This is a genomic window from Microbacterium sp. (genome assembly GCF_043427715.1).
Lineage (GTDB): Bacteria > Actinomycetota > Actinomycetes > Actinomycetales > Microbacteriaceae > Microbacterium.
The window spans coordinates 1-11,561 of sequence record NZ_JBHWTD010000057.1 but is presented as its reverse complement, the minus strand read 5'-3'; the positions used below and the strand labels follow the sequence as shown (position 1 = coordinate 11,561).

Below are 11,561 nucleotides of genomic sequence, written 5' to 3'. Positions count from 1 at the left end.
CGGAGGCATCGCACGCCCCTCATCTGATCGGCCTTGAGGTGGCGAGCGTGCTGCGGCGCACCGTCGCATCGCGGCCGCCGACGGGTGTGCGGCGCTCGACGCGTGGCGCGGCATCGGCATAACGCGGTACGCGGCGACCGGGTCAAGTCCCAAGTAGTGGTGTAGCGGCGTCCTTCGTTCTGATTGGTTAGGCGGAGAGCTGGAGGACGGGGTCGGTGGTCACCTCGCTTCCGGTGTCGGGCACGAGGGTGAGGCGGCTCTTGGCGAGCACGTCGAGGCCGAGGTAGCGGCGGCCTTCTGCCCATTCGTCGGTCTGCTCGGCCAGGACCGCCCCGACGAGGCGGATGATCGCGTCGCGGTTCGGGAAGATGCCGACGGAGTCGGTGCGGCGGCGGATCTCGCGGTTGAGCCGCTCGTTCGGGTTGTTCGACCAGATCTGCTGCCAGACGGCTTCGGGGAAGCCGGTGAAGGCGAGGATGTCGGCGCGGGCGGCATCGAGGTGCTCGTGCGCGGCCGGCAGCTTCTCCTCGACGTAATCGAGCAGCCGGTCGAACTGGGCATGCACGGACGGCCCGTCGGGCTGGTCGTAGACGGAGTGGAGCATCGCCTTCACGGCCGGCCAGTAGCTCTTCGGCGTCACCGACATCAGGTTCGCGGCGTAGTGGGTGCGGCAGCGCTGCCAGGCCGCTCCCGGCAGGTTCGCCGCGATCGCCTCCACGAGCCCGCGGTGGGCGTCGGAGGTGACCAGGCGCACGCCCGCAAGGCCGCGCGCGACGAGGTCGGCGAAGAACGTGTTCCAGGCCGGCCCTGTCTCGCTGGTGGCGACCTGCATGCCCAGCACCTCGCGCCGGCCATCGCCGTTGACGCCGGTCGCGACCATGACGACGGAGTTGATGACACGGCCGCCCTCGCGGACCTTCATCGTCAGCGCGTCCGCGGCGACGAACGTGAACGGTCCCGCCTCATCCAGCGGCCGGTGCCGGAACTGCTCGACGTGCTCGTCGAGCTCGACCGCCATGCGCGAGACCTGCGACTTCGACAACGAGTGGATGCCGAGCGTCTTCACCAGCTTGTCCATCCGGCGGGTCGAGACGCCGGCGAGGTAGCAGTCCGCGACCACCGTGATCAGCGCCGACTCGGCGCGCTTGCGCCGCTCGAGCAGCCAGTCAGGGAAGTACGTTCCGGCCCGCAGCTTCGGGATCGCGACATCGACCGTGCCGACACGTGTATCGAGCGGGCGGTGCCGATAGCCGTTGCGGCGAGTCAGACGATCGGGGCTGGGCTGACCCCATTCGGCGCCAACCACGGCGTCCGCGTCGGCGGACAGCAGCGCGTTGATCATCGTCTGCAACAACGAGCGCATCAGATCCGGCGACGCGTCGGTCAGGGCTTCTGCCAGCACGCCGGCAGGGTCGACAATATGAGGAGCGGTCATCGTGATGACTCCATTCGAGTGGGTTGTAGGAGATTCCTCGAAGGATCACACGGTGACCGCGCTCACGTCGGTAGCGACGAGCCCGATCACCGAGCGTTACACCACTATGCGGGACTCAACTAAGTCGACTCTGTTGGATGAGCTTGCTCGGCGCGGGCGTCTGACCGTGGACACGGACTACGACGGCTGGGAGTTGCCCGGCTCGGTGTGGGACGAGGATCGGATGAGCGCGCTGCTGGATCGTCACGATGATGTGGTGGTCTCGGGAACGGTCGAGAACCAGGGCCGCTTCTATGACCGGTTCGAGCATGTGGTGCTGCTGAGCGCTCCGGTCGAGGTGCTGATCGAGCGCGTCGCGACTCGGACGAACAACCCGTATGGTCGCTCGGCTGACCAGCAGGCCGAGATTCGCCAGTACGTGGTGGACGTCGAACCTCTGCTTCGGAGAGGGGCGACTATCGAGCTTGACGGTCGACGCCCAGTTGGCGATCTGGCCGACGTGATCGAAGCGCTGCGCTGAGCGTGACCAGCTCAAGGGGAACGCCGATACGTTGTGTCTCGCAGGGCGGGGTAGTCGCCGCGAGTGCTGCCTGAGAGGCGGGCGTAGTTCTCGAAGGTTGCAACGCTGAGGTCGAGCATGTCCGCGAGGACTTTGGCTGGGACCGCGCCTGCGAGGCGGAATCGGGCTGTGTTCTGCAACTCGGAGATGGTGACGCCGAGCGGGCGGAGTCGCCGGTTGAGATACTGCGGGTCACGCGGCCGACCGGGTCGGAGGCCCGGGAACAGCCAGCCATCAGGCGGTGCCTCCGAGAGGAGATCGAGTTGTTCCCTGGCGAGGACGGCGATCGGATCGGGGAGCACGAGTGGGCGGTCTCCGATGAGGAGGTCGAGGGCAGCGACTTCATCGCGGAGCTGATTGCGGCGCAGTGCGAGAACTTTGCTGGCCGGGAGCCCGTAGACAGCGATCAGCAGCGATGCGAGGCGGGCATCGAGTGCGATGGTGCGATCCGTCGCGAGGATGCGGATGACGTGTTCGAGCTGCTCTTCGGAGGTGCTGATCGCGGGTTCCCGCCGTGGGAGCGTCGCGATGCCGAGGTCTGGTGCGATGTCTCGTTCGGCGGCCCATGTGAGGAACTGCGGGAGCCATCGTCGCGCAGTCCGGAGAGTGATGAACTCCTCGACCTGCGCCTGGTTGAGAGTCCGCAGCGGCGTCTGTTGTTCTTCGATCCAGGCGAGGAAGGTGACCAAGCCGCGCAGGGACGATTGGACGTGCCGGGCGGCTCCGATGGCGATGTCGCCGGAGTCGTCTCGGCTGGCGCGGCGGAGAAGTACCCACCGGGTGTAGGTGCGCAGCATCTGTTGATGCTCGGCCGGGGCCTCGGTGATGGTCTGCGTTGTCCAGGCCATCAGCTGCCTCGTGGCGGCCGTGTCGCGGGGCAAGGCACCGGCGTCGAGGAGCAGCGTCCGCAAGTAGATCAACGGCTTGCTCGGTCGAGGCGCGTCGAGCACCATATCGACCGGCGCTCGGCCGGATGCGATGTCGTGTAGCAACGCGGTGCTCGGTCCCATGCGGAGCCATTTGATGATCTGGGCCGGGCGAGGCTGCGCGAGCAGGTAGTCACGCAGCGCCCGCATCGGAGGAAGGAACGCTCCGCCCGGGCCGGTGAGGATGTCGTCGCAGCGGTCGCTGAGAACGCACTTCCCGCAGAGGCGACCGTAGCTGTGTTCTTCGCTCCCGCAGCGGCGGCAGGCGTAGCGGGCGGGCTGCCCCGCGCATCCTGCGCAGCACGGGCGGTCGCCGTCACCGAGGAACGCAAGGATGCGCTTCTCGCCGCACCCGGGGCAAGGGGCGGCGTTGCGCAGGATGCGGTTGTGGCAGGCAAAGCAGTGCGGGCCGTGCAGGATGGTCGCGGCGATCTTCTTCTGCTGCCCGCACGAGACGCAACGCCGCAGTCGCCGGGGATAGCAGTTCAGGCAGACTCTCCTCCCGTTGATGCGCCCGACGGTGGTGACGATCTTTCCGCAGTTCTCGCAGGCGAAGGTCGGCATGCCGTCCGGCCCGCAGCGCTGGCAGACGCGCTGCCCATCAGCGTTGGTGGCGGTGAGCTTCTTCATCCGCAAACACTCTGGGCACTCGCCACGCGATCGGCGCTGCGCGCAGCGGAAGCACTCGCGCTGCCCTTGCTCGTTGCGCGTCTTGACGACCTTCCGGGTGCGACACGTCGGGCAGAGCGGGAGCCGGATGCCCGTCGCGCCCTCGCGTGCGAGATTCGCCAAAAGAACCTGAACGACGACGGTGGTCTCAGCGTGCACGTCGCCGGGATCAAAATCCTCGCTCAACAGCAGGCGGAGCACTCCGTTCCGTCGCGACGTTGCGATGATTCGCTCTGCCGCGTCGATGATGGCCTGTTCCAGCGCGGTCACGCCCTTGGTGGCCAGCGCCGCGGCGACGCGCAGCCCGAAAGCCCCATCCGGCTGCGGAGTGCCGCGTGGGATCGTCACGGCTTCGGTCGCTGGATGCGCGCGGGGACGGGGCGCAGGTCACCGATGTCCTCGATCCGCCCGCTCGTCCCCGTCGCCTGCACCGACCGTGCGGCGGCCTGTTCGAGGACGAGCAGGTCGCTGGGTGTGCAGTCCAGGATCGTGCAGAGCGCGGCGAGGACTTCGACGTTCAGCCGTTGAGGCGTCTGCGTCACCAGCCGGAACACCTGCTCGCGGGAGAGCGCGACGCCCTCGTTTTTCAGCGGTTCGAGGAGATCGGTGGTCTTAAACAGACCGCGCTCGGCCATCAACGTCCGCAGCCGCCAGGTGATCGTCTTCGTTGTCATCTCGTGCTTCCTTCCGGGAAGTAGAACTTGTCGATCGCTGCCGCCAGGACGCGGTTCCGGTAGTCATCGGTCACCGAGGTATAGATCGCCGTCGTCGAGGCGTAGGCGTGGCCGACCTGGGTCTGCACGAACTGCTCCGCGTAACCCAGCTCGATCAGATGCGTCACGTAGGAGTGGCGCAGACTGTGCAAGGTCAGCTCGCTCGGCAACCCGGCCTCGTCGCGCAGCTGCGCGAACCGGCGGTCGAGGTAACGGTCACCGACGCGCGTGCCGCGCTCAGTCGGCCACAACCCCGGATGATTGCCGGGGTGGAACCTCTCCCGGACCTGTTCGACGTAGACGCGCAGCCCGTCGATCGCCCAGTCGAACTCCGGCAACGACAGCACCGAGCGGCGCTTGGGGATCGACCCTTTCGAGGACTTCCCGTGCCGCACATGCAGCAACCCGAGCCGGCCCCATTGCGGTGTCTTCGCATTCGTGCGCAGATCGACCACATCCAGGCCCAGTGCCTCGCGGCGACGCAGACCCCACGCATAGATCGTCTTCAGCAACTGCGCGTCCCGTAGCGCGGCCAGCGCACCCTTACGGCCCTGCCGTCGCAACGTCTCCACCCGGGCATCCGCGACGGTGAACAGCGCGTCCAGCTCGTCATAGTCCAGCGGCCGCCGGCCCGGCGTGCCCTCGAAATCAACGGTGTGCGCGACCGTGTTCCACTCGAAGCACACCTGCGTCGGCACCGACCCGAACCGCGAGCGACACTCTGCCACCCACCCATACCGTTGGTCGGTGATGAAGTCACAGAACGCGCGCAACGTCAGGTGATAGATCCGCACCGTCGAGCGCGATAACGGTCGCGGGCCGCTGAACAGGTTCGTGGTGAAGTCCTCGATGTCGCCTGGCAGCCACTCCCACGGGTGCGAGTCCGCGAACCGTTGGAACCGCTCCACCTGCCAGCGGCGCATCTGAATGGTCTGCTTGGCCAGACCGCGACTCACCTGCTGACGGGAGAACCCATCGAGCATGCCGCTGAACACCGCCGCGTCCTCGTGCAACGGCACGACGCCCGGTTGCCGAAGCAGCAGCACCTCCGCATCCTCACTCACCCCATCATTATTGCATCTAACGCAACGCTATGATGGATGACATGGCTCACGACGCGGATCACGTCCTCGGGAAACCGCCCGGAATCGTGCGGCCGAGCGCCATCCGGGGACATCGGCGCGTCCCACTCCACGCCTACGCAGGCATGCAGACGCGATCCTGGCGGCCCAAAGGCCCGGAAACACGCGGGACCACCGCATGTTGCATCAGATCGAAAAGTTCTCGCTTCCAGGCGCACCCCTTCCGCGAGGGCAACGGCCGCACATCGAAGGTGTTCATGGCCCACGTGGCCGAGCAGTCGCCGTACCGGTTCGACTTCGCCCGCGTGAGCCCGGAGCAGTGGAACGGGGGATCGGCCATGAGCCGACCCGACATGTTCGCCTACGCTCCCGAGCCCGCATCCCTCGTCCCCGTGTTCGCCGCGGTGACCGTCGAGCGCACGGCACCCCAGGCCGGCCCTGACCGGGCCGCTCAGGTCCGTTCCGCGCTCAGTGCGTCGTATCCCCGCCCCGCGTCCGAGGCGACCCGCCAGAGCCCGCAGCAGGGCACCCAGGCCCGACGGGGGAGCGCCGGCTATCGCTCCGATCGCGGCACCGGCCGGGAGTGACCGTGACCGATCCCGAGGCCGCCACGAGCAGCGCCGCCGCCGAGCGGCGATCGCGCCCCCGGCGTGAGAGAACCCCGATCTATGACCAGCTCGCCGCCGACCGAGAGCGCCGAGCACAAGAGCAGCAGGAGGCCGAGTCATGACGAACGTCGTCGGTTACGCGCGAGTGTCCAAGCGTGAACAGAACCCCGCCGCTCAGGAGGCCGAGCTGCGCGCAGCAGGAGCCGTCCGGGTGTTCGTCGACCATGGCGAATCGAGCCGGATCGCAGACCGCCCGCAGTGGCTCGCCTGCCTCGACTACCTCAACGAGGGCGACACCCTCCTGGTGCGCCGCCTCGACCGGCTCGGAGGATCGGAGCGGATCATCATCGAGACGCTGCACGACCTCGACCGCCGGGGCGTGAACATCAAGAGCCTGACGGAACCGATGATCGACACCACCACCCCAATGGGCCGCGCCCTGTTCGGCATGGTGGCCGTGTTCGCGCAGCTCCGCGTCGACACGATCCGGGAGAACACAATGCGCGGCCTCGCGCACGCGAAGGCGCAGGGTCGGGTCGGCGGCCGGCCGTCGAAGATGACGCCGGAGAAGATCGCAGAGGCGCAGCGGATGCGCGCCGAGCGTGCCAGCCTCGACCACATCGCCGGAGTGCTCAGCGTCGGGAAGTCGACCGTTGCCCGCGCGCTCAGCAAGGCCGATCAGGAGCTCACCCAGGCCCAGCGCTAGCGCCGTCCCGGTCATCGTGCAGGAGGACGCCCGGAGCCACATCGAGCGCGCCGGCTATCGCGTTCAGCTCGTCGACCGTGAGGCCCGCCGGCCTCCTCAGATGCAGCCGCCGAGCGAGGGTGCGTGGCTTGATCCCGGTCGCGTCGGCCAGCCACTCGACCGTTAGACCGCGGGTGTCGAGCACGCGCCGGATGCGCTGCGCGACCTGCACGGCGATGGATCGCGTCATCGTCCGTCACCGTCCGAATCGCTCTCGCGGGTGAGCGTGTCGATCACCGTCACGACGTCGCTCCCCGGCACCGTCACGGACGCCGCCAGCCGGTAGCCGGAGCGGCCGTAATCGTAGAGCTGTTGGTCACGCTCGCTCACGTTCCGCATCAGCCGGCCGCGCTCATCGTCCGACGTCGGCAGCGTCGTTGTCAGCGTTGCGAAACTCACGGGTCCACTCATCGTTCGATCCCATTCCCTTGTTGTGTGTCCGATGAAAGTAGGCAGTTCGGCGGTACGCCGAGGTGCCGGCTTTCTCGGAACACTTGCCGGCTTGCACGCAGCGGAGAGCCGGTCAAGGGGAGCCCGCAGGGCTCTCCCGAAGGGACGCGAAGCGCCCTTGACGGGATCGGGAGCGGAGTGCAACCCCGCAGCGCGGGGACACACGAAAGCCCCACGCCGCAGAGCGGAACGTGGGGCCGGAACCGTGCCAGCGATCAACCCTCGGTAGAAGGCTCCGACTGCGCATCGTCAGCCGCCGCAGGGGCCGAGCTGGACGCAGGCTTGCGCGTCGATCGACGTCGGGTGCGCGCCTTCTTGTCGGGCTCAGCGAACCCGATCTTCCGCAGCTCATCGGCAGACCATCCGGCGCTCAGCGCCGCCGAATAGGCGCGCACGTCCTCTCGCTCCGCGGTCGCGATCCTCTCAGCGATCCGCGCCTGTAGATCGGCCAGCTCGCGTGCTGTCTCGTCGCGCACATCACTGAGCGACTGCCGCGCCTCCGCAACGGTACGAACCGCTGTCAGGCGGTCATCCTGTAGACGTCGCGCGCGTTCGATTGCTTCCTCTGGTGTCAGTTGCGTAGCCATACACAAATCGTACGGATCGCGCCGTTCGAAGTCGACGCCTGTCGACACATTAAAAGCACGCCGAGGCGAAGCCTCGACCACTCCCGTCTGTCGACGTGAGCGAACCCGAATGGAGTCCCAGACGGAGCAAGCTAAATACTTAGCAGGGCTAAGTGGGCTTGACCCCTCGACAGTCGTCGACGGGTGCGGCACACTGGACGTGTGGTCCCCGCACGGGGCGGGGTCGCTGCGCTGGGCCGAAGGAAGGGGATCGCATGTCAGATGAGACGGCAGCCGCGCCCCAGACCGAGCGGCGTCGGCGCGCGAATGCCCCCGGCGGCCGGAAGCACAAGCACGAAGTGAAGGTGACTCCCGAGGAGGAGGGCCGGCTGCTGCGCCTCGCGCTCGCTCAGCGGGTGACGATCCCGCGGCTGCTGGTCGAGACGACCCTTGCATCCGAGACGGGGGAGACGGTCACCGAGCGGCGCAACGCGATCGGGAAGCTGTTCGAGCTGCACCGGCTGTTGGCCGCGGTGTCGAACAACGTCAACCAGATCGCGAAGGCCACCAACGCCACCGGTCAGCGTCAGGCAGAGACAGACGCCACGCTCGCCGCCGTGCGCCGAGTCGCGGAGCGCATCGACGCCGCCGTGGATGAGCTGAGCCTGTCATGATGCCGAACGTTACGCGCGGCGATCGGATGCCCGGCCTCGTGTCCTACCTCGTCGGCGGCGGCCGCCACAACGAGCACACGGAGCCGCACCTGGTGGCCGGCGATCACGCGCTCATGGCGTGGTACGACGATGCGGAGCTGAGCGTCGACAACGCGAAGGCGATCGCGCGTCACCTTGACCGACCGCGCACCGCTATGGGCGTCGAGGTCAAGGGCGGTCACGTGTGGCACGCCTCACTGTCGCTGCGCGCCGAGGAGGGCATTCGCACCGACCAGGAGTGGGCGGCGATCGCGCAAGACTTTGTGTCCGCGATGGGGTTCGACGACAACGACGGGACCAAGGCCCCGTGCCGTTGGGTCGCGATCCGTCACGGCCTCTCACAGGCCGGCAACGACCACGTGCACATCGCCGTGAACCTCGTTCGCGAGGACGGCACGAAGGCGTCGACGCACCTGGACTACCAGCGTGCACAGAACGCTGCGCGCGCGCTCGAAGTCAAGTACGGCTTGGAGCAGTTGGAGTCGACGAAGGGGGAGCGTGCGACTCGCGGCTACAGCCCCGCGGAGCAGTCCCGCGTCGAGGAGCGTTCGGCGCTCATGGCGCAGCGCAAGTACGAGCAGCACGCCGCGCGCATCGGGGGAGAGCAGCCCGAATGGCACCGCCTCGACCCGAAGGAACGCCAGGCACGCATCACGGCTGAGGTTCGACTGAACGCGCCCCGGAACGACCTCGCGCGCAGCGTCCGAGCGGCAGCCGGCGCGAGCGAGAACGAAGCCGAGTTCGTGCGCCGGCTGCGCCGCTCCGGCGTCCTCGTCCGCCCCCGGTTCGCGGAGGGCACGACGGACGTCATCACCGGCTACTCGGTCGCGACCAGGCCCACGAAGGGCGACCGTCCGATCTGGTACGGGGGCGGTCAGATGGGCCGCGACCTCACCCTGCCGAGGCTCCGCGAGGGATGGCCCGACACACCCACCGGGGCGACCGACGCGGCCGCCGAGTGGCAGGCAGCGGGACGGGGCCGGCGGCCCGTTGCACCTGGTCGCGAAATGCGCGAACCAGACCCCGAGCTGTGGCAGCGCCACACCGAGGAAGTCGGGCAGCTCCGCGAGCAGCTTCGGTCGATCCCGCTCGACGACCGCGACACCTGGTCGACGGTCGCACGGCAGACCGCCGCCGCGTTCGCAGCCTGGTCAAACGCCGTCGAGGAGACACCCGGCGACCTGGCCGAGGCGTCCGACGCACTCGCCAAGTCGGCGCAGACCTACCGTCGCCCGGTGAAGCGCCAGCGCGCCGGCCGGGTGGCAATGTCGGGGGCGACGATGCTCCTCGCCAGCGTCGCCCGCGGCGGCCAAGGGACGGCCGCACAGCTCGCCATGCTGCGCCAGCTCATGAACCTCTCGCAGGCCGTCTACGACGCCGCCAAGGCCGCCGGGGAGGCACGGCAGGCAGCGAACGTCGAGGCCGCCGTGCGGGAGCGCGTGATGAACGTTCGTCGTCAGCTCGAAGCCATGCCGGCACCCGCGGCCGCGATGTCGACGACGGCCCCCACGTCGACCGCCACGGCGACCCCGCCGAAGGTCGACCGCTCCGCGATCGTCGACGCATCCGTGCAGGAAGCGCTCGACAAGATGCAGCGCGCGGAGGAGCAGCGCAACAAGACCACCGGCTCGCCGGTTCCGCCACAGGTGGAGCCCGCGCGGCCGCGCACCACGACGAAGCCGGGCGCAGATCGCGGCCCGGAGCGATGAGAAGGGAGTCAGATCATGGCCGATGAGAGCGACGGCATCGAGGAAGCATTCGAAGGGCAGCTCCGCATCGCCGTCACCGCGGCGGGCCGCGTAGGCGAAGCGTTTGCCCGCGGCCGCGAGGAAGCGGCACGACGAGCGCAGGCGCAGAGCGAGCAGGCAGCGCGCGAACTGTCGTCACGGTTCGAGGCAGAGAAGCGCGCAGCTCGCGTCGAGCTGGGTGGTGTGTACCGCTCCGATTGGTGGGACAAGGCGACGCCGCAGCAGATCGGCGGCGCACTCACCACGGCGCGCGCGTGGGGCACGGAAGACCCCGAGGCGCAGCGCGCGGAGGGCCGCATCCGCGACGAGCTCCGCACGCGCTACGGCGTCGACGTCGACAACACCGGCGCCGATCCCGCGGCCGTCCAGGCGGCCGTCGAGGCTGAGCAGCTGCGCCGGCAGTCCGACACCGAGCGTCAGCGCAGCGCCACCGAGCAGGCCGAGGCGGTCGCACTGTCGCGCCAGGCCGACGAAGCCGACCGTGCGGCCGAGGCGTCACGCGACACCGCCGACACCACTCCCGACGAGGGAGAGCGCGAGCAGGCACAGGTCCAGGCCGAGCGCGAGCAGAACCGCGCCGAGGCCACCCGCGAGAAGGCCGAGCCGCTGTACGACTCGTCCGAGCGGCGCGAGCGCGACGCCGACAAGCTCGAACAGCGCGGCGTGGCCAAGGAGGCCGTCAGCGCGAAGATGGCCGCCGACGTCAGCCAGGGCAAGCCGGCCACCGAGGCGGTCAAGGCGCAGCAGCTACAGAGCGCCAAGGCGCGGCCGAACCGGTCGCGATCGTCGAAGGTGCAGCGCACTGAGATTGGTCGATGAGCGTCCGCGGGAGGCGCATCGCGCAGCTCGTCAGCGTCGGAGTCGTCGCGGCGGGTGTCGGGTTCGGCGCGCGTAGCCTCCTCCCACCGTTCGCGGACGACCCATTTTGGCGCGCGTTCTGGTCAGGCCCGCCGATGGCGGGTCTGTTCGCCATCGTCGCGGCCGCGGTCGCTTTCTACCCGGCCTACCGGTCGACACTGATCGCGCGCGAGAACGCCGCACGCGAGCAATGGTGGAAGCGGGCGGAATGGGCGCTCGGGCAAGCTGGTTCTGACAATCAGACTGACCGCGAAGTCGCGAACGACGCCCTGGTGGCGCTATTCGACGAAGCGACCGAGACAGAGGGCAAGATGATCTACCGCACGATGCAGAACTTGCAGGATGCGAGCGGCGTAGACAGCGAGCCCGTATCGGCGGAAACTAGTAGTAGATGGAGGTGGCTACCGTGGGTGAAGTGACGAAGAAGGCAAGCAGCTTGCAGCGTCGGATCGCGGCTGGCAAAGCCGAGCCGATCAGCGATCGCGAGCG

Annotated in this window: 14 protein-coding genes; 7 read left to right on the top strand and 7 right to left on the bottom strand. The window is 68.5% G+C overall.

Features of this window, described 5'->3' with window-relative positions; translation table 11 throughout:
- Positions 1-187 precede the first annotated feature (187 nt).
- Positions 188-1,435 carry an IS256 family transposase gene (locus ACHFGS_RS05920; RefSeq protein ID WP_394289275.1) on the bottom strand — a complete coding sequence of 416 codons (1,248 nt, stop codon included), beginning with the start codon at positions 1,433-1,435 and terminating at the stop codon, positions 188-190.
- A 52-nt stretch (positions 1,436-1,487) separates the two neighbouring features.
- Between ACHFGS_RS05920 and ACHFGS_RS05915 the strand changes: the two genes are divergently transcribed.
- Complete coding sequence (locus ACHFGS_RS05915; protein ID WP_394289274.1) at positions 1,488-1,955, top strand: ATP-binding protein; 468 nt, start codon at positions 1,488-1,490, stop codon at positions 1,953-1,955.
- Positions 1,956-1,966: 11 nt separating this feature from the next.
- Here the strand turns inward: ACHFGS_RS05915 and ACHFGS_RS05910 are convergent, their stop codons facing one another.
- From ACHFGS_RS05910 to ACHFGS_RS05900, 3 genes are read right to left on the bottom strand one after another with little or no spacing between them, the layout of a single operon-like run.
- Complete coding sequence (locus tag ACHFGS_RS05910) at positions 1,967-3,937, bottom strand: hypothetical protein (RefSeq protein ID WP_363569189.1); 1,971 nt, start codon at positions 3,935-3,937, stop codon at positions 1,967-1,969.
- A complete protein-coding gene (locus ACHFGS_RS05905) occupies positions 3,934-4,263 on the bottom strand; it encodes a helix-turn-helix transcriptional regulator (protein WP_363569187.1) in 330 nt (109 codons plus the stop codon). The genes ACHFGS_RS05910 and ACHFGS_RS05905 overlap by 4 nt, the downstream gene beginning before the upstream one ends.
- Positions 4,260-5,348, bottom strand: a complete 1,089-nt coding sequence (locus ACHFGS_RS05900) for a tyrosine-type recombinase/integrase (RefSeq protein WP_394289273.1) — start codon at positions 5,346-5,348, stop codon at positions 4,260-4,262. The genes ACHFGS_RS05905 and ACHFGS_RS05900 overlap by 4 nt, the downstream gene beginning before the upstream one ends.
- 293 nt (positions 5,349-5,641) lie before the next feature.
- Between ACHFGS_RS05900 and ACHFGS_RS05895 the strand changes: the two genes are divergently transcribed.
- The gene (locus ACHFGS_RS05895) at positions 5,642-5,971 is read left to right on the top strand and encodes a hypothetical protein (RefSeq protein ID WP_394289272.1); all 330 of its coding nucleotides are present in this window, start codon (positions 5,642-5,644) and stop codon (positions 5,969-5,971) included.
- Between the two features lie 139 nt (positions 5,972-6,110).
- Positions 6,111-6,698: a recombinase family protein gene (locus ACHFGS_RS05890; protein ID WP_124093355.1), complete on the top strand. Its 588-nt coding sequence runs from the start codon at positions 6,111-6,113 to the stop codon at positions 6,696-6,698.
- Here the strand turns inward: ACHFGS_RS05890 and ACHFGS_RS05885 are convergent.
- From ACHFGS_RS05885 to ACHFGS_RS05875, 3 genes are all read right to left on the bottom strand, one after another.
- Positions 6,679-6,927, bottom strand: a complete 249-nt coding sequence (locus ACHFGS_RS05885; RefSeq protein WP_124093356.1) for a helix-turn-helix transcriptional regulator — start codon at positions 6,925-6,927, stop codon at positions 6,679-6,681. The two genes, ACHFGS_RS05890 and ACHFGS_RS05885, sit on opposite strands and share 20 nt — an antisense overlap.
- Positions 6,924-7,136 (bottom strand): hypothetical protein, encoded by a 213-nt coding sequence (locus tag ACHFGS_RS05880; RefSeq protein ID WP_282837557.1) that lies wholly within the window; start codon positions 7,134-7,136, stop codon positions 6,924-6,926. Before ACHFGS_RS05880 ends, ACHFGS_RS05885 begins: the two co-directional genes overlap by 4 nt.
- 266 nt (positions 7,137-7,402) lie before the next feature.
- Entirely contained in the window at positions 7,403-7,855 is a 453-nt protein-coding gene (locus ACHFGS_RS05875) for a hypothetical protein (RefSeq protein ID WP_394289271.1), read from the bottom strand.
- A gap of 173 nt (positions 7,856-8,028) precedes the next feature.
- On the opposite strand from ACHFGS_RS05875, the gene mobC reads away from it, so the two are divergent.
- From mobC to ACHFGS_RS05855, 4 genes are read left to right on the top strand one after another with little or no spacing between them, the layout of a single operon-like run.
- A complete protein-coding gene (mobC, locus tag ACHFGS_RS05870; RefSeq protein WP_124093359.1) occupies positions 8,029-8,427 on the top strand; it encodes a plasmid mobilization relaxosome protein MobC in 399 nt (132 codons plus the stop codon).
- Positions 8,424-10,175 (top strand): relaxase/mobilization nuclease domain-containing protein, encoded by a 1,752-nt coding sequence (locus ACHFGS_RS05865; RefSeq protein WP_282837558.1) that lies wholly within the window; start codon positions 8,424-8,426, stop codon positions 10,173-10,175. Before mobC ends, ACHFGS_RS05865 begins: the two co-directional genes overlap by 4 nt.
- Before the next feature lie 15 nt (positions 10,176-10,190).
- Positions 10,191-11,033: a hypothetical protein gene (locus tag ACHFGS_RS05860; protein WP_071644680.1), complete on the top strand. Its 843-nt coding sequence runs from the start codon at positions 10,191-10,193 to the stop codon at positions 11,031-11,033.
- Positions 11,030-11,491, top strand: a complete 462-nt coding sequence (locus tag ACHFGS_RS05855) for a hypothetical protein (RefSeq protein ID WP_071644679.1) — start codon at positions 11,030-11,032, stop codon at positions 11,489-11,491. The genes ACHFGS_RS05860 and ACHFGS_RS05855 overlap by 4 nt, the downstream gene beginning before the upstream one ends.
- The last annotated feature ends 70 nt before the right edge of the window (positions 11,492-11,561 follow it).

Coding starts and splice junctions, on each gene's coding strand:
- mobC (WP_124093359.1), top strand. CDS start 8,029: ATGTCAGATGAGACGGCAGCCGCGCCCCAGACCGAGCGGCGTCGGCGC.
- ACHFGS_RS05860 (WP_071644680.1), top strand. CDS start 10,191: ATGGCCGATGAGAGCGACGGCATCGAGGAAGCATTCGAAGGGCAGCTC.
- ACHFGS_RS05895 (WP_394289272.1), top strand. CDS start 5,642: ATGGCCCACGTGGCCGAGCAGTCGCCGTACCGGTTCGACTTCGCCCGC.
- ACHFGS_RS05905 (WP_363569187.1), bottom strand. CDS start 4,263: ATGACAACGAAGACGATCACCTGGCGGCTGCGGACGTTGATGGCCGAG.
- ACHFGS_RS05865 (WP_282837558.1), top strand. CDS start 8,424: ATGATGCCGAACGTTACGCGCGGCGATCGGATGCCCGGCCTCGTGTCC.
- ACHFGS_RS05885 (WP_124093356.1), bottom strand. CDS start 6,927: ATGACGCGATCCATCGCCGTGCAGGTCGCGCAGCGCATCCGGCGCGTG.
- ACHFGS_RS05920 (WP_394289275.1), bottom strand. CDS start 1,435: ATGACCGCTCCTCATATTGTCGACCCTGCCGGCGTGCTGGCAGAAGCC.
- ACHFGS_RS05855 (WP_071644679.1), top strand. CDS start 11,030: ATGAGCGTCCGCGGGAGGCGCATCGCGCAGCTCGTCAGCGTCGGAGTC.
- ACHFGS_RS05890 (WP_124093355.1), top strand. CDS start 6,111: ATGACGAACGTCGTCGGTTACGCGCGAGTGTCCAAGCGTGAACAGAAC.